19 protein-coding genes, 1 tRNA gene and 2 pseudogenes are annotated in these 20,368 nt (G+C 44.0%); 18 read left to right on the top strand and 4 right to left on the bottom strand.

Annotated elements, in window-relative coordinates:
* The first annotated feature begins 115 nt into the window (after positions 1–115).
* From GWP40_RS03125 to GWP40_RS03145, 5 genes are all read left to right on the top strand, one after another.
* Positions 116–418, top strand: a complete 303-nt coding sequence (locus GWP40_RS03125) for a hypothetical protein (protein ID WP_212566014.1) — start codon at positions 116–118, stop codon at positions 416–418.
* Between the two features lie 79 nt (positions 419–497).
* Complete coding sequence (locus GWP40_RS03130) at positions 498–887, top strand: toxin-antitoxin system HicB family antitoxin (RefSeq protein WP_212566015.1); 390 nt, start codon at positions 498–500, stop codon at positions 885–887.
* A gap of 333 nt (positions 888–1,220) precedes the next feature.
* Entirely contained in the window at positions 1,221–1,460 is a 240-nt protein-coding gene (locus tag GWP40_RS03135; protein WP_212566016.1) for a type II toxin-antitoxin system Phd/YefM family antitoxin, read from the top strand.
* Entirely contained in the window at positions 1,457–1,852 is a 396-nt protein-coding gene (locus tag GWP40_RS03140) for a type II toxin-antitoxin system VapC family toxin (RefSeq protein WP_212566017.1), read from the top strand. The genes GWP40_RS03135 and GWP40_RS03140 overlap by 4 nt, the downstream gene beginning before the upstream one ends.
* 302 nt (positions 1,853–2,154) lie before the next feature.
* Positions 2,155–3,294: a M20 family metallopeptidase gene (locus GWP40_RS03145; RefSeq protein WP_230974567.1), complete on the top strand. Its 1,140-nt coding sequence runs from the start codon at positions 2,155–2,157 to the stop codon at positions 3,292–3,294.
* 140 nt (positions 3,295–3,434) lie between these two features.
* On the opposite strand, the pseudogene GWP40_RS03150 reads toward GWP40_RS03145, so the two are convergent.
* Positions 3,435–5,403: pseudogene (locus GWP40_RS03150) on the bottom strand (DEAD/DEAH box helicase).
* A gap of 86 nt (positions 5,404–5,489) precedes the next feature.
* Here GWP40_RS03150 and GWP40_RS03155 point away from each other — a divergent pair.
* The 3 genes from GWP40_RS03155 to GWP40_RS03165 all read left to right on the top strand — a co-directional run bounded on the left by GWP40_RS03155 (position 5,490) and on the right by GWP40_RS03165 (position 7,794).
* A tRNA-Leu gene (locus GWP40_RS03155) sits at positions 5,490–5,573 on the top strand.
* A 66-nt stretch (positions 5,574–5,639) separates the two neighbouring features.
* The gene (locus tag GWP40_RS03160; protein WP_212566018.1) at positions 5,640–6,692 is read left to right on the top strand and encodes a s-methyl-5-thioribose-1-phosphate isomerase; all 1,053 of its coding nucleotides are present in this window, start codon (positions 5,640–5,642) and stop codon (positions 6,690–6,692) included.
* 28 nt (positions 6,693–6,720) lie between these two features.
* Entirely contained in the window at positions 6,721–7,794 is a 1,074-nt protein-coding gene (locus GWP40_RS03165; protein ID WP_212566019.1) for a DUF2804 family protein, read from the top strand.
* 48 nt (positions 7,795–7,842) lie between these two features.
* Here the strand turns inward: GWP40_RS03165 and GWP40_RS03170 are convergent, their stop codons facing one another.
* On the bottom strand, positions 7,843–8,991 hold the full coding sequence (locus GWP40_RS03170; protein ID WP_212566020.1) for a glycosyltransferase: 1,149 nt from the start codon (positions 8,989–8,991) through the stop codon (positions 7,843–7,845).
* Between the two features lie 117 nt (positions 8,992–9,108).
* Between GWP40_RS03170 and GWP40_RS13570 the strand changes: the two genes are divergently transcribed.
* The 3 genes from GWP40_RS13570 to GWP40_RS03180 all read left to right on the top strand — a co-directional run bounded on the left by GWP40_RS13570 (position 9,109) and on the right by GWP40_RS03180 (position 13,466).
* Positions 9,109–9,564, top strand: coding sequence for a hypothetical protein (locus tag GWP40_RS13570; protein ID WP_414162757.1), 456 nt, complete (start codon positions 9,109–9,111; stop codon positions 9,562–9,564).
* A 13-nt stretch (positions 9,565–9,577) separates the two neighbouring features.
* Positions 9,578–9,991 carry a hypothetical protein gene (locus GWP40_RS13575; RefSeq protein ID WP_414162758.1) on the top strand — a complete coding sequence of 138 codons (414 nt, stop codon included), beginning with the start codon at positions 9,578–9,580 and terminating at the stop codon, positions 9,989–9,991.
* Positions 9,992–10,172: 181 nt separating this feature from the next.
* Entirely contained in the window at positions 10,173–13,466 is a 3,294-nt protein-coding gene (locus tag GWP40_RS03180) for an InlB B-repeat-containing protein (protein ID WP_212566021.1), read from the top strand.
* A gap of 95 nt (positions 13,467–13,561) precedes the next feature.
* Here the strand turns inward: GWP40_RS03180 and GWP40_RS03185 are convergent, their stop codons facing one another.
* Together GWP40_RS03185 and GWP40_RS03190 are read right to left on the bottom strand one after the other, a co-directional pair.
* Positions 13,562–13,735 (bottom strand): hypothetical protein, encoded by a 174-nt coding sequence (locus tag GWP40_RS03185; protein ID WP_212566627.1) that lies wholly within the window; start codon positions 13,733–13,735, stop codon positions 13,562–13,564.
* A gap of 26 nt (positions 13,736–13,761) precedes the next feature.
* Positions 13,762–14,061, bottom strand: a complete 300-nt coding sequence (locus GWP40_RS03190) for a hypothetical protein (protein ID WP_212566022.1) — start codon at positions 14,059–14,061, stop codon at positions 13,762–13,764.
* 152 nt (positions 14,062–14,213) lie between these two features.
* On the opposite strand from GWP40_RS03190, the gene GWP40_RS03195 reads away from it, so the two are divergent.
* The 7 genes and pseudogenes from GWP40_RS03195 to GWP40_RS03225 all read left to right on the top strand — a co-directional run bounded on the left by GWP40_RS03195 (position 14,214) and on the right by GWP40_RS03225 (position 20,368).
* Entirely contained in the window at positions 14,214–14,549 is a 336-nt protein-coding gene (locus GWP40_RS03195; protein WP_212566023.1) for a helix-turn-helix domain-containing protein, read from the top strand.
* Between the two features lie 206 nt (positions 14,550–14,755).
* The gene (locus GWP40_RS03200; RefSeq protein WP_212566024.1) at positions 14,756–15,754 is read left to right on the top strand and encodes an efflux RND transporter periplasmic adaptor subunit; all 999 of its coding nucleotides are present in this window, start codon (positions 14,756–14,758) and stop codon (positions 15,752–15,754) included.
* A gap of 22 nt (positions 15,755–15,776) precedes the next feature.
* Positions 15,777–16,461 (top strand): annotated as a pseudogene (locus GWP40_RS03205) (ABC transporter ATP-binding protein).
* A gap of 365 nt (positions 16,462–16,826) precedes the next feature.
* Positions 16,827–17,219: a type II toxin-antitoxin system RelE/ParE family toxin gene (locus GWP40_RS03210; protein WP_230974568.1), complete on the top strand. Its 393-nt coding sequence runs from the start codon at positions 16,827–16,829 to the stop codon at positions 17,217–17,219.
* Complete coding sequence (locus GWP40_RS03215; RefSeq protein ID WP_212566025.1) at positions 17,206–17,487, top strand: helix-turn-helix domain-containing protein; 282 nt, start codon at positions 17,206–17,208, stop codon at positions 17,485–17,487. Before GWP40_RS03210 ends, GWP40_RS03215 begins: the two co-directional genes overlap by 14 nt.
* Positions 17,488–17,631: 144 nt before the next feature.
* Entirely contained in the window at positions 17,632–18,852 is a 1,221-nt protein-coding gene (locus GWP40_RS03220) for an ABC transporter permease (RefSeq protein WP_212566026.1), read from the top strand.
* A gap of 292 nt (positions 18,853–19,144) precedes the next feature.
* Positions 19,145–20,368, top strand: a complete 1,224-nt coding sequence (locus GWP40_RS03225; protein WP_212566027.1) for an ABC transporter permease — start codon at positions 19,145–19,147, stop codon at positions 20,366–20,368.

The raw sequence follows: 20,368 nt of genomic DNA on the forward strand, positions 1-20,368 counted from the left end.
GACCTAACACCCGCTTCAACCTGACATTGCCTTTACGGCAATGCAGGTTAAGCGAATGTTATGTGGACTGCCCTTCGGGCAGCAGTTTAGGAGGAAAAATGTTTGATAGTGATATTTGCAAGAAAAAAGATGGTTCACCCTTAAAGACTATGAATCTGAATATGAAGCTCAAGAAGCTATTGAATATGTGAAAAGACAATATGGGAATGAACAAGTAAGTTATAAATGCTCACGATGTGGTTACTGGCACCTTTCACCAAAAGAGCGTCAGACACCAAATCATATAAGTTATTGCCTTGATTCTAACGGTAAAACAAAGCAAGGCTATCCAACTTATGAAGCGACTAAAAGGAGAGCGGAAATAATTTTTGATGAAAAAGGAATAGAACTTTTTGTTTATCATTGTGATCTGGAGTGATACAATAAAATTATTTATGTAAGAATGGTAAAAGAGGTTGTAGAATCAGAAGAGGCACACAAGGGAAAGGAGAACTGATATGAAAACAATTGATGAATATATGAAAATGCCATATAAACTGGAAATTATTCCGGATTCAGAAGAATCAGGTTTTGTAGCCTCATATCCAGACCTTCCGGGTTGTATAACTTGCGGTTCAACAATTTCTGATGCAGTTAATAATGCAGAAGATGCAAAAAAGGAGTGGTTCTTGGCTGCCATTGAAGAAAATATTGAAATTGCAGAACCAAAAAGTGCCGATTCTTATTCCGGTCAATTCAAACTACGTATTCCAAAATCTTTGCACAAGACTCTTGCCGAAGATTCTAAAAAGGAAGGAGTAAGTATGAACCAATATTGCGTATATCTTCTTGCAAAGAATTCAGAAAAAGAACATATATTATCGCAAGAACAAGCTGTATTCGTATAACACCGTTTTCAAAGCCGACAACGCAGACAAGCTGCGTTGCGGTTTAAAACGCAAGTTAGACGGATGCCTGCGGCACGAATAATAAACAAAATTTGATGATTGATTTTTGAAATAAAAGGGCAGTTATCCTTATTATTAAAATTTTTTAATACTGACAGGAAAATTTGATTATTTAAATCTCTCCAATATAGATTTTTGCATAAAATTCAACAAAAATACTGTTATAAATCACGAAAGCAAAGCTTTTAAATGTTATATATTTTATTTATAATCCAGAAACCCTAACTAAGAACAACTTGACTATGTTGTACATATATATTATGATATACGTATATGAAAACTTTATCGATAGCTAAAGTAAGAATGAATTTTTCCGCGCTTTTGAAAGAAGTAGAATCAGGTAATGAAATTGGTATTGCCTTTGGTCGAAAACAAGAAACGATAGCCGTGATTGTTCCAATTGACGAGTACAAAAGAATCAAAGCGAGAAAGCTTGGCACATTAGAAGGAAAAGTAAAGGTTGAATTCAGTGAGAACTGGACAATAACAGATGAAGAGTTTATTAATGTATGAAAATCCTATTAGATACGCACTATTTATTATGGGCATTTATTGATACAAGTAAAATATCTAAATCAGTTTATAATAAATTATTAGCAGACGAAAATGAAATTTTTTATAGTCAAGCTAGTTTATGGGAAATATCAATAAAATGTAATATGGGCAAATTATCCCTAAAAGGAATAACTCCTGAAGAATTCTATGAAGAAGTAGAAAATAGTTTTTTTAAATGTAGACCTTTTAAAAATGATGAATTAATTAGTTTTTATAAATTGCCGATAGAACACAAAGACCCATTTGATAGAATTATGATTTGGCAATCAATAAACTCTGATTATTATTTTTTATCTGTTGATACACAGGTTATAAAGTATAAAAAATATGGCTTAAAAATCTTATCCTAACACCCGCTTCAACGCTGACAAAAGCCTTTGCCATGGAAATTGCTTATGTCGCTGTGTCACTAAAGTGGCTGCGCTCTTTTATGCAATTTCCACGCCAAGCCCTATACGGGCACGGCAATGCAGTTTAAAACGATGTTATGTGGACGGCTCTGCGAGACGCTTTGGGATAGGAGAGAGCTATGACGCGGGCAAGAAATAAAGATGATTTACTGAAATTCACTACGGAAAATTACTCAAAATTGAGTGGTAAGCTTTTAAAGGATAAAGGATAGTACCAATGCAAAACTATTTTGATTATATCGATGATGATGAACTCTGCGCATTTTTTTGCAGGCGCTGTAAAAATTCCCAGTATTAATCCGCCGGGGAACGAAGCACCGATGGTGAAATATATAGAAGATTTTTTACAAGCGAATAAGATTGAATATGAGCGGATTCCGGTTGAAGGAAGCCGCTGTGATATTGTCGCTCGGGTGTGCGGGAAAACCCGTGAAAATAGCATCATCTTTACCGGACACATGGATGTCGTACCGGTTTCCGACGAAGAGCGGAAACGATGGAACTTTAACCCGTTCGGCGCCGAAACACGAGACGGTATTCTTTACGGCCGCGGCAGCAGCGATATGAAAAGCGGACTGACAGCTGCGCTTTATGCAATGTCTGTTTTACAGCGGCACGGTATTGTTCCGCCGACTGATATTATCTTTGCCGCGACAATCGATGAAGAAAACTACATGAAAGGCTCGAAGAAGCTTTTATACTCTCCGCTGTTTGACGGCGCCCGCTCGTTAGTGGTGTGCGAACCAACCGATTTAAAGCTGTGCATAAAAGGGAAAGGGAGAACATGGGCGGATGTCTGTGTACGGGGTAAAACAGCTCACGGTTCACAAGCAGGCGCCGGAGATAATGCGATTTACACAGCAATCAATTTAATAGAAAAGATTAAGCATACCGAGTTGTCGGACTATTCTTCGGCGGAAAACGGGGAGTCCTTTTGGCGGACACTGGCGATACAGGCGGGAGTAGAACCGCAGGTAGTCCCTGATACTTGCATATTTACCGTTGATGCGCGGCTTGCCGTCGGTCATCCCATCGATGCAGTATGGGCGCAGCTGGATAAACTGATTGCATCATTGCATCAAGAAGTTCCTACCGCTCAAGTGTCGTATACCGTTATCGATAGGCGCCCTTCGTGGGCAACGGCGGAAAGCGAACCGTTGGTACAGCGCTGCAAAACAGCGCTGGAAGCCGCCGGCTTACCGTATATCCCGGACATCTTTGCGGGTTCTACCGACGGCAGCATACTAGTAAAGCAGGGACTCGTTCCCGTTATCATCGGCCCAGGCGATCTTGCCGTCGTCCACCGCGAAAACGAGCATATTAAGCTTTCTCAACTTTATCGGGCGGCGAGGTTGTATCTTTCCATAATGCTTACCTTTTGAAAATATACGGCGTATCTACTTCGTCGCTCGTTCAGCGAAGTACATCCCTGTACTTTGCTGAACACAAGTTTGACCAGTGTCAAACTTGTTTCTGCTTAATACGCGCGGCATCCGTGCCGCTACTGAAAATCCTCAACGTATCATTTCCGCTTTTTATAGGCGGCGGCGGAGCCTGCGCTGACAGGATGTTTCTTTCTCGTGTCTTTGTCGCGGAAAAAGGCTTCGCGCCGGTTCCCTTCACGCAGTTTTCGTGAAGGGCTTTTTTTTGCATAACCGGCTGTGTGCGAACTCTTTTCGTTTACGGAATCCGATTTTGTGTCGATGTGGATGTGCGGCATATTTGCTTTTTTCTTTGAAAGCCTCAGTGCCTCGTGAGCAGCGTCGGCCGGTAAATCCGCAAGCGAAAAGCGGTCGAATAATTCGATGCGGTCAACTGCGTGTTCGGGGATGGAAAGCAGCGTGCTGAAAAACTGTGCAAGGCTCCGCTTGCTTGTCCCGTCCTTCCTGCCCAATCCGATATAGAGCCTGATGGTATTCCCGCCGGATGATTTTCCCCGCTTGTCTTCGGTGCGGGGGATTTTGATATTTCTGTAATGGGAAGCAGACAGCACCGAACCGTAGTGCAACTGCAACACGGCGGCAAGTACTTCGGCTCTGTCGATATTCCCTGCGGCGGGGGCAGCGGCAGCCTCATCACCGAAAGCAACGGCTTCGTCAACGTTTGCAGTATTTGCGGCCGCGTCTATGTTATCGGCGGCGTTTATGCTATCCGCAGGGCTGTCAATATTCTTGACGTTGCTTTCGGTATTCTCGGTGTAGGACGCAATGGCGTTTTCCTCAGTGGCGGCGAGGCTTGCTTTATTTCCGGCTAAGAGTTCCCGAGCGAGTTCGATAAAGGGCTTGTTGACCGTATGTTCGGCACGGACGGTGTCCAGCTGACGCCGCAACTCGGAAAAGAGCCGCTCCTGTTTTTGTGCGAGAACTTTCTCTATTGAAGGAATTTTTCCTTCCTGCAACTCGCCTCGTGCATGACGTCGCAAATAGTCAATCCTGCGCCGCTCATTCGGGCGGATAAAGCTTACCGCCGTCCCTTTCGCCCCCGCCCGTCCGGTTCTACCGATACGGTGCGTGTACGTGGGGCCGTCATACGGAATGGAATAGTTGACAACGTGCGTAATCCCCTCGATATCGATACCGCGGGCGGCGACATCGGTTGCAACGAGAATACGGGTTTTCCCCGCCCGAAACCGGCTCAAGATTTTTTTCGCGCTGCCCCTGCGGGATGTCTCCATGTAGAGCGGCGGCTTCGTAATGCCGCTCATCAAGCTCTTTCGCAACCGCATCGGCGTCAACCTTAGTTTGGCAAAAGACCAGCCCGTAAAAGTTTTCGGCGGTGTCGATCAGGCGAACCAATGCCTCGGTTTTATCTTCTTCCCTCACCATCCAAAAAAACTGTTCGGTAAGCGGCAGCGGTTCTTCCGACGCCTCTTCTTCTACAATTTCATATTCGCCCATAAAGTCGGCAGCGATTTTCAAAATCTGCTTGGGCATCGTTGCCGAGAACATCAGCACCCGCGAATCGGGATTTGCCTTTTTGAATATCGTTTCGATATCTTCGATAAAGCCCATGTTCAGCATTTCATCAGCTTCATCTAAAATAAAATATTCGATACTGTCCAAATTCAGTGAGCCGCGCTCCAAATGATCGATAACACGGCCGGGGGTTCCGGCAACAATTTCGCATCCGCGCTTTAAGTTTCGTAATTGTTCGACAATCGACGCGCCGCCGTATACGGTGGTGATACGGGGATGGGGTCCTTCCTTAAACGATTCTATTTCCGAAGCGACTTGCAGCGCAAGTTCGCGAGTAGGTACCAGTACTAACGCACGCGGTTTTTCCCGCGGTTCCCTCAATTCCTGTACAAGCGGCAATCCGTAGGCGGCGGTTTTACCGGTACCCGTTCTCGCCTTTGCAATAACGTTCGCATCGCCGTTTAAGAGGCGCGGAATTGCCAACACTTGAATGGGAGTCGGCTCTTCAAATCCTTTTGCCGCTACCGCATTCAACACGGACTCATCGAGTCCCAAATCTCTAAAAGATATATCCATAATCGGTGCGAGTATATCAGATACGACGATAAGTTCATAGCCTACTTTACAAAAGAAACTTAATATGCTAAAGTATCCCCTCGAAAGCCGGCGTGGTGAAATTGGTATACACGATAGACTCAAAATCTATTGGGGGCAACTCCGTAAGGGTTCAAGTCCCTTCGCCGGCATGTTCTTCAATTCACCACTTGTTAATCCACCGGTCTTCAATCTATCAAAACTACTAAAAATGAAATATGGAACGAAAAGACGCAGAACTTGCATTTTTATTGCAATACGAAAATGTCGCATGGTATGAAAAAGGACGTGTCAGAATCCTTGACCGGCGCATCTATCCCGAAAAAATAACGTATGTTGAATGTTCTTCGTGGGATGAAGTCCGACAGGCGATTGCCGATATGGTAACCCAGAGCGCCGGACCGTACACGGCTGCCGCTATGGGGATGGCGCTTGCCGCATATCAAGTACGGAATGAAGGGGCGGAAAAGCAGCGGCACTTTCTTGAAGAGGCGGCGCAGGGGTTGGCTCATGCCCGACCGACGACGGCAAACAGAATGGGGCAAATTACTGCAGGCAGTCTTGCTGTGGCTGAAAATGCCTTGAATGCGGGGCAAGATGTAGTAACCGCCCTTTTTAACACTGCAATAGATTCGCTGAATCGGCGTTACGGTATAATGGAAAAGGTTGGAAACTACCTTGCAGAGCTTTTCCCGCAAGGGGGTGGCGTTCTTACCCAGTGTTTTGGAGAAACGATTGTCGGGATGATGCTGAAGGCAGCCCGCGCGCACAATAATCCCGTTAGAATAATCTGTGCCGAAACGCGGCCGTTTCTGCAAGGCGCCCGCTTAACTGCAAGCTGCGCCGCCGATATGGGGTTTGATACCACCGTTATTACCGACAATATGGTTGCATATACGATGCAGCAAGGGCAAGTCGATCTTTTTACCTCGGCAGCGGATACCATTACGCGGGACGGGCATATCGCGAATAAAATCGGCACGTTTCAGATAGCCCTGCTTGCAGAACGGTTCGATATACCGTACTATGTAACCGGCATACCGGATGCAGATAAGAAAAGCGCCGCCGATATCCGCATCGAACAGCGTAACCCTGAAGAAACGCTTTCGTGCCATGGAGTACGGCATACTCATCCTGCGGTAAAAGGGATATATCCCTCGTTTGACATTACTCCGCCTCAGCTTATCCGTGGGGTTGTAACCGATAAGGGGATATACCGTTCCCAAGAACTTGGTGCGTATTTTGATACGCCGCAGGATCGATTCTATTAGATAATTACGAGATTGCTAGGTTATTACTATGGATATACAAAAAGTTCCTTATACCCGCATTATTACTCCGGCTCCTCGCCGCCCCATCGAAAATGCAGTACCGCTGTTTGGGTCGTACTCGGGGATGTTCCATACCTTTGACATACGAGGCGTCAAGAAGCCGTTTGGCGATTTGCCATTTCCTACTTTTCTTACGGATATCCGCATAACCGACACATTGCGGCTCCTTTTTTGCGATGATAACCTTATCGGCGAAATTGAATTTTTTTATGGCGGATATTTTGCTTTTATGGAAACAACGCTGTGGAACCGCCAGACGAACCGCTTGCTTGCCTACCGGCAACTTTTGCCGCTGGGGTTTGTGCATCTGCCCAAATACATTGCGTACAGCGTTGCAACTTGCCGCGTTAAACGGCGATATGTTCGCATTTTTTCCCGTCTTTCCAAAGGGATGCTCTATGCCGATTTCGATTTTCTTGCTGCCAACGACCGGCCGTCATGCGAGGGCAGGCTTGATTTTGATTCGCGTTCGCCGCAATGCACCGACTATTCTGCTGTCATTCCTGCTTTTGTGAGCCGCCGGTGCCAAGCCGTGTATTTCCGATCATTTGCCGTAAACGGTTGGGTTACGTTTGGACATAATCAAGATATACAATTAAATAAAACAACCGCGGTCGGCTTTTTGGATTTTAGAAAAACCTATACGCCTCCCCGCACAAAGCGGAGTGTTGTTATCGGGCTGGGTATTATTGATGGCACCCAAGTTTCCTTCCATTTAAGTAATTCCATCGCTCCCGACAGCTACAGCTATAACGACAATATTTTATTTTACGGTGGAAAACGCATCCCGTTGCCGCCGGTACGTATTACATACCCGTTCGGTTCTTCTAAAAATTGGATTATCCAAGATACCGAAAGCATGGTCGATTTAACCTTTACCCCAAGCGCAATCTCTCAGCGGAATCTGAATATCCTCGTTTGGCGGCGGGACTATAAGACCATCTGCGGCACTTTTGAAGGCTCTTTTTTAATTGAAGACGGTGTAGAGCTCAAATTAAAAGGGTTCCCCGGCATCGCAAAAAAAGTTAGGATGAGAATGTAAAGGACATCGGCAGGTGTCTACCGCAGTTTTTCTCCTTTAGTTTTGTGCTTAGCTCTGTACTTCCGGAAAACGATAGATAAAATCGGCAATAGGTTCCAATCCGTTTTGAATATGCATCGTGTCAATTTTCTCTTCTATAGAATGCAATAAGGAATCGTCGGCGATTATCTCTTTTACTTTTTTTATTATTTTTCGCGGGTGAGGAATATACCAGCCGAGGTTATTGTTTACGACGTAGAGCATATTTCCCAGTTCTTGTCCACGCACATAGCTTGCAAGGATTAATGGCTTTCCAACTGACAGTGTTTCCATAACGGTAGCAGGCCCGCCTTTGGTGATGACACAATCGGATACATTGATTAAGTCGGGCATAAACGAAACAAAACCGAATACCTGAATATTGGTAATGTTCGTAGTTTTAAGCAGAATTTCCAGTTGCGTTTTTAACACTTTATTCTTGCCGCAGATAACAATTAAATGTGCGGGGCATCGCTGAAAGATAAAAGCGTTGACAATCGCAAGTGTCGATTTTAAGCCTTCCCCCCCGCCGACAACCATTACGATTTTTTTATCAAGCGGTATGCCATGCCGGTGTTTCGCTGCAATTTTTTCCGCGGCCGTATACCGCCGGTCAAAATTCCGCGAAAGCATAATAGGAAATTGATGAACCTGTTCCGGTTTAAAGCCATAGTGTGAGATCGCTTCTTTTTGCAATTTCTGGGAAAAAACAATAAGCTCAGTATTTTTTGCATAAAACCATGACGGATGTGCGGTGAACGGATCCATCACGATGGAAATTAATGGGATACTGGGATTCACCCTATCGATTGCAATCCGTGCAAGCGGGATAAGTATTTCGTGCAGGCAAATCAGTTTGGTGATTTTTTCGGCTTTAAGAAATGTTACCAGATTTTTTACAATAAACGGACGCAGTAGCCATCTACAAAATGTTAAAATCTTTTTCGATTTTGTTAACTGATAAAATGCGACGTAACCGAGTTCAAAGTAGTTTGAAGTTGCGAGATATCCTTTTTCAAAAAAAATACGCGAAATCCAATTGGAGTTCTTGAAGCCGTTTTGCGGTATATATTCGGCATTATCCGAATATTTTTCTTTTAAGCGTGCAATAAGTGCATTGGCCCCGGAAACATGTCCACCGCCTGTTTTTAGATATAAAAAGCCGATACGTTGTTCCATTGTCAACACTATATCAAAAAGAAACGGCAAATACAATCAACACTAAGTCTTGACAAACTGCGTATTTTACCGATAGCATTAATAATCTTATGTATTACCTAATATGAGGAGAGAAGTATGAACTTACATAAAAAAACAGTTGCAGCGGTACTTTTGGCCGCAGTTGTCGTCCACGCCTATGCATTTGATTCCGGTTTTACGCTGGGACTAAAGGCAAATTTAACCGGCTCTCTTACCGATCCCAAGATAAGTAAGAAGGATATGGACTACTTAGGCGGCGATGGTATGAAAGGTACGCTCGGCTATGTTACCACCGGCGAAGCTGATTTAACCTATCTTTTTGATTCGATACGCTACTTTCGCTTGCAAGATAACAGCGTATTCGGCGGCTTGGGCTGGAACTTTGCACTTGGGCTTGGGCAAGGCTTTTCGGGACAGATTTCGGGGCAGTATAATAAAGAGCTTGGCAAGAAGATCGATGTTTTTTTGCCGTGTGCACATGACTCCGGTGTTGACCCTTACCTCAGGGGTACGTTCGTACTTTTTACGCAACCGCCTATCCTTAGGGGTTAATACCGGCATCAGGATGCCGCTTGATCCGCAGCCTATCTATGAATTGTACACAAACCTTACTCCGGATGAAGTGGAACAATTAAAAAGAGAAGCAGGGCTTGATTTTTCCAGCGAAACGGGAACGCTGTTAATTACCGAAAAACAAATGAAGAAAATCAATCCCGTCGGTTTTACGTTTAAGGGCTTTGTTGAGTACAATCAGCCGTTCCTTTCCAATATGGAAATTGTATTAGGCGGTTTCTTGTCTTATACCATATATAAGCCGAAATATGTAACCATGCCGCAAAAACTTATCGATGCGGCAAAAGCTGGCGGTAAAGCCAAAAACCCGCCTGTTGACGTTGATGTGGTAAATACCCCCATTAAGTCATTTTATATGAACTCGCTCGATTTCGGCGTAACAGTCGGATTGACTTTTAAAGTATAAGGAGAAGTACTTATGCGTTTGTCTAAAAAGATTATAAATACGATCACGTTACTATTTTTTTGCTGCAGTATCAGCGTTTATATTTTCAACATGTAAACCGGCAATCGGTACCCCGTGGTATCCGCGGTCAGCATCCTCCTCTTCCGGCGGTTTTGTTATTACCGGCATACAGGTCAAAGGATTGGATGTCGTCCCTGTTCTGGCGGAAACTCCGGCCGACGATGCGGATAAAATAAAGAAATTTTCGGAGGCAAACAGCTATGTCGTTACTGTTCCTGCCGATGTTACAGAAATAACGGCCGAGAACATAACGGTTACGGCGATCGCATCTCTTTCTCGAAAGGACGCTCTTTCAGTAGAGGTAAAGCTGAACGGCGGCAGCGTTCCGTTAAGCGCGGGGCAGACTGTGCCCGTTACCATAAAAATAGCGGATCCTGACGGGAAATATGCTGTTCAGGAAAAAGTAATAAATATAACACAACACGAACCATACGAATTGGAATTAAAACGCCTTACCGTTTGCGGTATCGACGCAATGGCAGGAAGCGTTACGGTTCCTTATAAAGAAAACGTTATTGTTGCTTCCAAAATTCAGGCTGAATTTTTATACGGTGAAACCCAAACCGTAATACCGGTAGAAGTGAAAGACGCCCCCGTGTCTTTAAAGGAGAACGAAGAAACCGAAATCAAACTGTTTGTTAGGGAACTGAAGGGGCAATATAAAGATTTTGAGCATGTTATCAGCGTAACCAGAGCCGAAAAACCGGAGAACGGAGGGGAAGCCTTAGAGCTTGAAGCCGTATATGTACGGGGTGTGCCCGGCAATATCGCCGGTAGTATAAGCATACCGGAAAATACGGAGAAGCTTACCGCGGACGATATAATCTTATCGTTTAAGACATTCGGCTATATAGCTGCGGAAATGACGCCGCCGGAACTGGTATTTAAGGGAAAGACCGCATCCGCAAAATTTAAGATTTCTGCAAAAGAAGGAAAATACGAAGAATGGGAGCGCGAGTTTACATTTAAAAAAGACGCTGCGGCGGTATATAATCCGCGGGATAAACACGGCAACAAAAAGTACATTGTAAAGGTTACGACCGTAACCGAAGAAGTCAATCCGTTTGATCATTACGATGAAAATTATGAGTTCCCCGCGTCCAAATTCGACGAATGGGTTCTGCATATGCCTTCTATGTCGGGTATTATCGCTTCGTATAAATTCCGCGCGGGCAGCTGGAGCGGAAGTCCCGAAATGGTTGAAAACATTCCTTCAGGAATCGGTTCGGGGTTTAAAGCAATTTCCAATGTAAAAATCTACCGGTATAAAACTAGAAAAGACCGAGGGAGTGCACACGGTACTGATAGCGAACTTGCAGCCAATCCTCATGACAACCGATTCTATTTTTACCGGTTTACCGCAGATGCTTCAATGGGGATAAAAGCCGACAATTCCATGTTCTGTGTAGACCGGTACTCAAAGTTCCTTTTTTATTATAGTGATCCGGCTAAGATAAAAAGTATTGCTGGCAGCAAGCTCCCTACGGAATGGACTGACTATGCTGCTGCTTCTATAGGTGATCACATCCAATTTGCAGAACCGTTTTATATGAGCGATCCTGTCGGATATGTAAGGGAAGACGGTTCCGTTGTTATGTATCAATGGATAAAGGATAATATAAATGCAGCGAATTACCATGCACAGAAAAACCCCGCTTACGACAAACCTGCCGGTAGAAGTCCGGGAAAAGCGGGCTATTCGCCGTATCGAAAGAACATCATAATAAAGAAGACGGAAGTTACGACAGAGGTAAACCCCTATTATACGGTATCGGAACCGGTTATCGTAGGGCAGCCTGTTTCCGTTTATGCGCGGGTGGGAGCTGCCGTATTGCTTGAAGTAAAGGTTTTACCTGCTCCGGAAGGAGAGGCGCTTTCATATCAATGGTATAAAAAAGATAAGGAAAGCGGCAGTGTAGAAGAAATTTCCGGGGCAAATGCAGCCGTTTATACGCCGGATACCTCCTCTGAAATAAACGCATATTGTTATTGTACCGTAAAGAATACGAATTCCGCTAACGGACAGATTGCCGAGGTACAATCGGAAGACGCACGGGTGTGTATTTTAAGCGGGACGGGACCGATAAGCGTTGATGCCGAACCTCCTAAAATAACAAAGCAGCCGCAGCCTAAGACCAAAACCGTTCCGCTGAACGTCACTACCGAAATAGAGCTCAGTATGGAAGCGGTTTCGGTAGACGGTGGTGCGCTTTCATATCAGTGGTATAAGACCACAAACCCCGCAGAGGAAGGAGCCGCCGTAAGCGAACCGAGTGATCAAGCTGCGTACCTGTGTGAACCCGATACGTCTTCCACCGGTACTGCATATTATTATTGCCTTGTTACGAACACAAACAATAACGCTGACGGAAACAAAACCGCAACACGGAAAAGCGACGTCGTGACAATTGAAGTTGAAGAAGCGTATAAGGTTACCTTTACTGTAGACGGAAACGGCGGCTCTCTTACTGCCCTTTATGACGGAAAGGTAATAGATTCGGGTTCTTACGTAAAAAAAGGCGGTGTGGTTAAATTTATCGCAACCCCCAAGCCCCGGTACATTGTCAAAGAATGGACGGGCATTACGCCTGTGGCTTCACTGCCGGATAAAACCTTGGCGCAATTAACGGTCGGAAACGAAAATGTCGCCGTTTCCGTCTCTTTTGAGCCGAAGATGCGCCTTACCGTAAGACCCAAAATTGAAAATGAAAGTTTACAGTCGTGGTCAACGGCAGGTTTGGCAGATCATGCTAACCATAAATATATTGACGGTGCTCATTTTGCTCATGATCTTGCCGTTACGGTAAATGCAAATGGCGGTACGGATAACATACAATGGAAATACGACTTTCCTATTGAAGGATCAGATGGCTTGTTCACAGGAATCACAAACGGGGGACACGGTGAATATGTGAAAGAGAACGATTACATAAAACTAGAGAAGTATAAGGAAGACAATAATGTTGTTGTGCTAGCTAAGAATTTCTCTGATTTTTCAGAAATGGATATTGTATTTAAAACCTATCTGATAAAATCAAACAGACATGATTTTTGGCGTACTGAAAAGATATGGGCAGGCGGTGGACCGGTATACCCCAAGCAGCCCTTAGACAATAACAGCATCATTAAACTTGTCTACAACGAAACTACCGGAACATGGCGTTTAGATGCAACTGCACTACAACTTAATCAGCCGGAACGTGTAACGATCTCCTATGACGAAAACTTTACCCTTGCCGATGGCGAAGAAAAAGACTTTGTTATTACGTATACGGTTAATAACAACGGCTATAAACATGACGAAGACAAAAAATATAAAAATATGGACGATGGTGGAGAGAATGAAGCTAGTACAAGATCAAAGGGCACGGTAAAAGTAATTTACACCATTGGATGGAAGTTAGGTAATAATTAGTGAATTAAGAATTCATAATTAAGAATTGAGGAAAAGCCGTTTTATGTTGAAGAAATTCTACATAGAACGGCTTTTTTTAATTAAGAATTAGTAAATCAGTTTATCGCTTCTACCTCTGCTTGGGTAAGACCGGTCGCTTGCGCTATCTTTTCCCGCGAAAGGCCGAATTGCAAGAGATTTTTTGCCGTTTCGACTATGAAATCGTCACTATGCGTAGCGCAAGCCGCTGTAACAGTGACAAATTCAGTGGCTGCCTGAGCATTCTGCAAGATTCCTGATTGGTAGTCATGAGAAGTTACACAATTTCCGAAATCTCTGAAATTGTCGCTATGCGTAGCACACCCCCCCCCATAACGCCGATACCTTCACCAACCGCCTGAGCATTCTTCATGTTGCCGATAATTTGATTACCTGCTTCAATAACCGGCTGAAGATTTTTATCCTTACTCAGAGCATTTTTCTTAATTTTTTTATTCATATTCTCATGCTCTTTCCAGATTTTTGATTGATCTTCACAAGAAGCATCAGTTGCATCTGCAAATCCAAAGCAGATAAATGCGGTAAGCACCACAAGCCCCATAAACATCTTTTTCATAAGATTCTCCTTAAAATACTATTGGTAATCGCTAAAAAACGAAGCTTTTAGAGATTCCTTGTTATCTTCAATACTGAAGACTAATTAATAATAATACACAACACTTACTATTGTCAAGTTGATAATACCTACTTTTATCGTAATATTTTACTATGACTCAAATAGAATTACGGGGATATCTTTCACAAAATATAAAAACATACAGAAAACGACTTGCATTAACGCAAGAAAAATTAGCTGAAAAAACGGGGCTTTCTACGCAAACTATTAATGATATAGAAGGATGCAGAACGTGGGTAAGCGATAAGTCTCTTATAAAAATAGCAGAGATATTGCATACCACGCCTGCTGTGTTACTTTTCCCGAAACAAGAATCCGCACGTACAACATTTAGTGAAAACGATATAGAAATAGCAAAAATAAAAGCAGAGCTGACCGCAGCGATTAATGCGCAAATTCAAGAGGTGTTTTTACCGTATCAAAAATGAACCTTTGCGACATTATACTTACTGCGCCAAACGTCTTACACCCGTTCTGTATCTTTTTTGATGCAGTTGTCTTGCTAATAATATAATTGGAGATTTGTTAAAAAATAAGATAGCAAAAATTGATTCCGATTCATTCGCACTCGGTGTGATCAATATTTTCTATACGCCCGAATCGAATTTTTATACGAACTAATTTGGAGGACACGATGAGTCTCAATAAACAGCCGCTGACGGCACGGCAGCAGAAATCGCGGAAAACGAGAATTATTGTTATTGTATGCATAGCGGCGTTGGTAGGCGGCTGGTATGTTTTTATGAAGCCTAAAAATACAAAAACAGGTGATTTGCCGCCTTTAACGGTAAAAAAGGAAATCGAACATAATCAAATTGAGGTGTCCGGTTATATCGAAGCGGCACAAACGCAGGTTTTAGAAGCGCCCGGCGAGGGGTTTATCGAACAGGTTCTGGTAAAAGAAGGCGACAGGGTGAAAAAAGGCGCATTGCTTTTTGCGCTTGATACCGACAAACAGAGTTATGCTGTTGCAGAACATGCTTTTGCGATAAAACGGGAGCAAATTAACGGCGCCTCGCAAAAGCTGAGCTTGATGGAACAGGAACAGCGGCTTTTGGAAAAACAGCTCGCCGACCGCAAAGTGTATGCCAAATTCGACGGCATCGTTGCGGCTTTCACGATTTCGCAAGGGCAATACGCCAAGGCAAAAGATACCTTCGGCACACTGATTGACCGCAGTTTTCTTAAAGCCACGGTCGAAATTGCCGAAAGCGATGCGTCCCGCCTTGCAGTCGGACAAAAGGTTGATATGACATTCCCCGCCGAACCGGATATTAAAGTGCAGGCGGAGGTTATCTCCTATCCGGCAATCGCACGCTTAACCAGCCTTGGGCGGACGGTTGTCGATACGCTGATCCGGCTGGATAATCCGCCGGAAAAAATTCTTCCCGGTTATTCTTTTAATGGAACCATCGTAACCGGCGCCGACTCCGAAGTGCTTATAGTAGAGCAAGATGCCATCCGTTATGTGGAAGGGAAGCCGTTTGTCGATAAAATCGATGGCAATACCACACAGGAAATTCCGGTAACCGTCGAACCGTATATTAAAGGCTTTGTGAAGATTCTCTCCGGTGTGCAAGAAAACGATGTGCTGAAAAATCAAGCAAAACTGAACAACGATAGAGATTTCTAGGAGACGCATAGTGAAAACAGGGATGATTGTCTCCCTTGATTCGGTGGTAAAAACCTTTTTTATGGGAGAAAACGAAGTACATGCCTTGCGCAGCGTCTCGTTCGATATACCGGAAGGGAGCTTTGTTTCGCTTATGGGGCCGTCCGGTTCAGGTAAAACGACGTGTATGAATATGATCGGCTGCCTTGACCGCCCGACGGCAGGGGCAATCTATGTTGACGGAGAAAACACTGCCGAAATGACCGAAAAAGATTTGGCATTTTTGCGGAATAGAACGATCGGGTTTGTCTTTCAGCAGTATTTTCTTCTGCCCACGCTTACCATTCTTGAAAACGTGATGCTACCGCTTCGGTATCAGGGGCTGCCTGCCTCCGAACGGAAGAAGCTTGCCGCCGAAGAGCTGGACAAAGTAGGATTGAGCAACCGCCTCAAGCACCGTCCGAGCGAGCTGTCGGGCGGACAAAAACAACGTGTCGCTATTGCCCGCGCCCTTGTAACCCGTCCTAAACTGATTCTTGCCGACGAGCCGACCGGAGCGCTCGATTCCGAAACGGGTCAGTCCGTACTCGATCTTTTTTTTTGACATAAACCGGCAAGGCACGGCGGTTATCATTGTTACCCATGATCCGGACATCGGTGCAATGGCGCCGCGCTCCATTCACCTTAAAGACGGAAAAATCATTTCCGACACGGCGGATAATTTTTGAGAAATGGACAAGGGAAGAATTATATCGTGTCTAAAATATTTATTGATACAAATATACTCGTTTATACCCTTGCTTCAACTTGGCCTTGCTATGCACTTTAACCGCTTCCTGTAACGCTATTTTTCCTTTAGCAAAGAATTTGACCGATAGATATTACGAATTTTTTAGGAGAACCTATGAGATTACATATACAACACATACGGGACGGAGCCCATGTTTGAAGATATCCTCTCAGCCTTGCAAAATTTCCGGCACAATAAGATGCGCACGCTCCGATGCTCATATTGTTATGGGTATTATCATCAAGTAAAGAAAGTTTTACAAAAACGCTTGATTTTGTAACAATATACTGTTACAATTTAACCATGAATAAAAAAGAATACGTTTTATATACGGGAGAAAAATTCACTGTAGAATGGTATTTTACAATAGAAGGTAAAAGTCAGCCCTTTGATTATTTCAATGAACTTGATTCCCAGCAGCAAATGAAATTGTTATATTTGGTAAAACGTATGGGCGATTTTGGAAAAATTGCAGATAAAACGAAATTCAATTTTGAGCATGATGGAATTTGGGCATTTAAACTCAATCCGGACAGATTTCTTTCATTTTTCACAAGCGGAAAGAAAATCATTATAACAAATGCTTTTGAAAAGAAATGTGACAAATTACCACGTACAGAAAAAGCTAAGGCTGAAAAGTGCAGAAAGGATTATGAACTGCGCGTAAAAGGAGGAACTTACTATGACAACATTTGACAGATTAATGCAAAACTCAAAATTTAAAGCTGAGTTTGAAAAAGGCTACAATGAGTTTTTAATTTCAGAATTCATGATTGAAAAAATGGAAGAAGAAAATATTTCCGTCAGAGAATTGGCAAAACAAGCAAAAGTGTCTCCCACCACAATCCAAAACTTACGCAGTGGAAATGCAGAAACAGTAAAATTCAAGACACTTTCAAATATTATGCAAAAATTAGGATATGTATTACAACCTGTGAAGGTGGTAACATTACAACAGAAATAAAAGACATAGGAAATAAGCGAAAACAGCTAACGCCCGCTTCAACATGGCCTTGCCTTTGGCAATGCAGATTATGCAAATATTAGGCGGGACGTTTTCTAGGAGAACCTATGAGATTACATATACAACACATACGGGACGGCTCTCATGTTTGAAGATATTCTTTCAGCCTTGCAGAACTTCCGGCACAATAAGATGCGCACGCTCCTGTCGCTTTTAGGAATTATGATTGGGGTATGCTCGGTTGTTATTACGATGAATTTGAGCCGCTCGCTGGAAGCAAGCGTTGCTTTGGTGTTTAAGGATTTAAGCAGTTCGATGGTCGCCGTGTGGCCTTCGTCGTGGCGGAATGCTGCTATTACATTTAATGACCGTTATGCTGATATGCTGAAAAAAAAGATACCGCAGATAAAACGCGTTTTTTGGTTTGATTCGTTTAATGCTGCGGTCATGCGCGGCCGACTGAATGCCGGATCTAAAGAATGCTATGGTATAGAATACGGGTACATGGAAGCGCAGAAATGGCATCTTGACTACGGTATGGGTTTTACCGCTTCGGATTTTATGACCGGTGCGCAGAAGGTTATTATCGGGGAAGATATTGCCAAAGGTTTATTCCCTGAAGGAGGCGCCGTCGGCAAGAAGCTGACGTTATCGGTAAATAACGGAAATGCTGCGCCGCTGCTTTTTACGTGTACGGTTATCGGTGTGCTTAAAACAAAAGAAACGGCAATGGGACAGATGCAGCGGTATGTACTGATACCGCGTTCGTTTATGGCAATGCAGCTTGGCCGCAAGAAAGCTGACTCGGTTGATGTTGAGTTGTACGATACTGTAATGGATATCGAAGCGGTTGAAGAGGCAATTAAAGCAGCATCCGACGAATATGCAAACAGTAAAAATACGGTGCGGATATGGTCGGCACAATCGATGCAAAAGCAGATTCAGAGCAGTCTTGCGATGATTGCCGCCGTGCTATCCGGTATTGCAGGGCTTTCGCTGTTGATAGGCGGTGTCGGCATTATGAACATTATGCTCGTAACCGTTGCGGAGCGGCGACAGGAAATCGGCATCCGTAAAGCAATCGGCGCTACGACGGGGGCAATCCTTTCGCAGTTCTTAACGGAATCGGCCGCCATCAGTATTGTCGGCGGCGGTATCGGTCTTGCAGCAGGTTTTTTAATCAGTCTTGTCGCCGTTACGCCGATTTTATCTCAGTTCTCAGGCGGTAGCGATGTTGTATTATCGTTCAATATGCGCGGAGCATTGCTGGCGTTTTTAATTTCCGCAGGAGCAGGTATTTTCTTCGGGCTGTACCCCGCATGGCAGGCCGGCAAACTCGATCCCGTCAAGGCGCTGGAGGAATAAGTGTACATATAATCTACGGTGTTTGCCGAACGGCAAACTCGGAATTAAATTAAGACACACTATTTGTGTGGCTTAATTTAATATTCCTTTTGTGCAAAATTTTGAATAAAATTTTGCACTATTTTTAGGGAAGAAGGGTAAACACATCAGAGCAATAAGTTCAAATACCGCAGAATAAGGGAGGTTGGACGGCCATTTGAACCGCAAAGAGGTTCAACTCTGGACGGACAGCCTCACTTATTCTGCGGGCGAACACTACTAGAATCTGATGCGTTTACCCTGAGGATCAGCTATGTTAGAAGATTTTATCAATGCGTTCGGTAATTTCCGCAGTAAGAAATTGCGGACGGTACTGTCGCTTTTAGGTATTGCAATCGGTGTTACCGTTGTTACGGTTATCAGCAACATCGGCAGCTCTATGCAGATCAGTATGGCAAAATTATTCAACCTTGATGCGATGAATATGATCCAAATTGAGCCGCGGTGGGATTTTGATAAACAAAAGAGCCATATCAAACTGACTGAAAAATACCGCGAAGCACTGGAAAAAAATGTACCGCTTGTAAAAAATGTATTTTACTCAGGCTTTTTCAGCGCAACGGTTTCGCATAATTCATTTTATCTGAAAAATCAGCGGATAGTCGGCATCGAATACGGTGCGCTTGAGGCAAACGGGTACGAATGGTCTTATGGGAAGAGCTTTAGCCTTGATGATTTTGCGAACCGACGGCACAAGATTATTCTGGTTGAAGATGAAGCAAAGGTTCTGTTCCCCGAAGGAAATGCGGTTGGAAAAAGGGTTACACTTACCGTTCCGTATAATCAGGGGCGCCAGTTTATTCCATTTTCATTTGAAGTATGCGGTGTTGTAAAGCCGCGCAATCGGTTTTCCAATATCGGTTCTTTTATGGTGCCGCGGTCATTTGTTGCAGAGGATATGGGTATCGGCAAAAACAATTCGGATATTGCTTCGGTGCAGATTTACGATCCGGCATATATTGACGAAGCAACGGCGCAGATAAAGGCATTTTCCGATTCGTTTGCCAAAACAGAAAACGCCTTATGGACGTTTTCGGAAAAAGATCTGATGAACCGGATCAATTCGCAAATCGGGCTTGTCAGCGTCGTGCTTACGGTGATCGCGGTTATGTCGCTTTTGGTCGGCGGCATCAATATTATGAATATTATGCTGGTTACCGTAACAGAGCGGAAAAAGGAAATCGGTATCCGCAAGGCACTTGGAGCAAGCGAAGCGGTTATCCGCAATCAGTTTTTGGTTGAATCCGCCACGTTGAGCTTGACAGGCGGTATATTCGGGATATTGTTTGGCGGAGGACTGAGCATACTTTTGGTACAGACCGTCTTTCAGTCCGACAATTTTAAGATGGTCTTTAGCCCGAATATATCAGGGTCGGTTATTGCATTTGCCGTGTCCATCACCATTGGGATTTTCTTCGGTCTCCGGCCGGCGGTTAAAGCCGCTCGGCTGGATCCGGTTGTTGCATTGGCGGATTAA

The organism is Treponema vincentii, assembly GCF_018336815.1.
Classification (GTDB): domain Bacteria; phylum Spirochaetota; class Spirochaetia; order Treponematales; family Treponemataceae; genus Treponema.

Excerpts from the sequence above, each read along its gene's own strand:
- GWP40_RS03220 (WP_212566026.1), top strand. The coding sequence starts at position 17,632 with ATGTTTGAAGATATTCTTTCAGCCTTGCAGAACTTCCGGCACAATAAG.
- GWP40_RS03225 (WP_212566027.1), top strand. The coding sequence starts at position 19,145 with ATGTTAGAAGATTTTATCAATGCGTTCGGTAATTTCCGCAGTAAGAAA.
- GWP40_RS03195 (WP_212566023.1), top strand. The coding sequence starts at position 14,214 with ATGACTCAAATAGAATTACGGGGATATCTTTCACAAAATATAAAAACA.
- GWP40_RS03130 (WP_212566015.1), top strand. The coding sequence starts at position 498 with ATGAAAACAATTGATGAATATATGAAAATGCCATATAAACTGGAAATT.
- GWP40_RS13570 (WP_414162757.1), top strand. The coding sequence starts at position 9,109 with ATGAACTTACATAAAAAAACAGTTGCAGCGGTACTTTTGGCCGCAGTT.
- GWP40_RS03135 (WP_212566016.1), top strand. The coding sequence starts at position 1,221 with ATGAAAACTTTATCGATAGCTAAAGTAAGAATGAATTTTTCCGCGCTT.
- GWP40_RS03165 (WP_212566019.1), top strand. The coding sequence starts at position 6,721 with ATGGATATACAAAAAGTTCCTTATACCCGCATTATTACTCCGGCTCCT.
- GWP40_RS03145 (WP_230974567.1), top strand. The coding sequence starts at position 2,155 with ATGATGATGAACTCTGCGCATTTTTTTGCAGGCGCTGTAAAAATTCCC.
- GWP40_RS03170 (WP_212566020.1), bottom strand. The coding sequence starts at position 8,991 with ATGGAACAACGTATCGGCTTTTTATATCTAAAAACAGGCGGTGGACAT.
- GWP40_RS03200 (WP_212566024.1), top strand. The coding sequence starts at position 14,756 with ATGAGTCTCAATAAACAGCCGCTGACGGCACGGCAGCAGAAATCGCGG.
- GWP40_RS03190 (WP_212566022.1), bottom strand. The coding sequence starts at position 14,061 with ATGAAAAAGATGTTTATGGGGCTTGTGGTGCTTACCGCATTTATCTGC.
- GWP40_RS13575 (WP_414162758.1), top strand. The coding sequence starts at position 9,578 with ATGCCGCTTGATCCGCAGCCTATCTATGAATTGTACACAAACCTTACT.
- GWP40_RS03210 (WP_230974568.1), top strand. The coding sequence starts at position 16,827 with ATGAATAAAAAAGAATACGTTTTATATACGGGAGAAAAATTCACTGTA.
- GWP40_RS03160 (WP_212566018.1), top strand. The coding sequence starts at position 5,640 with ATGGAACGAAAAGACGCAGAACTTGCATTTTTATTGCAATACGAAAAT.
- GWP40_RS03215 (WP_212566025.1), top strand. The coding sequence starts at position 17,206 with ATGACAACATTTGACAGATTAATGCAAAACTCAAAATTTAAAGCTGAG.
- GWP40_RS03140 (WP_212566017.1), top strand. The coding sequence starts at position 1,457 with ATGAAAATCCTATTAGATACGCACTATTTATTATGGGCATTTATTGAT.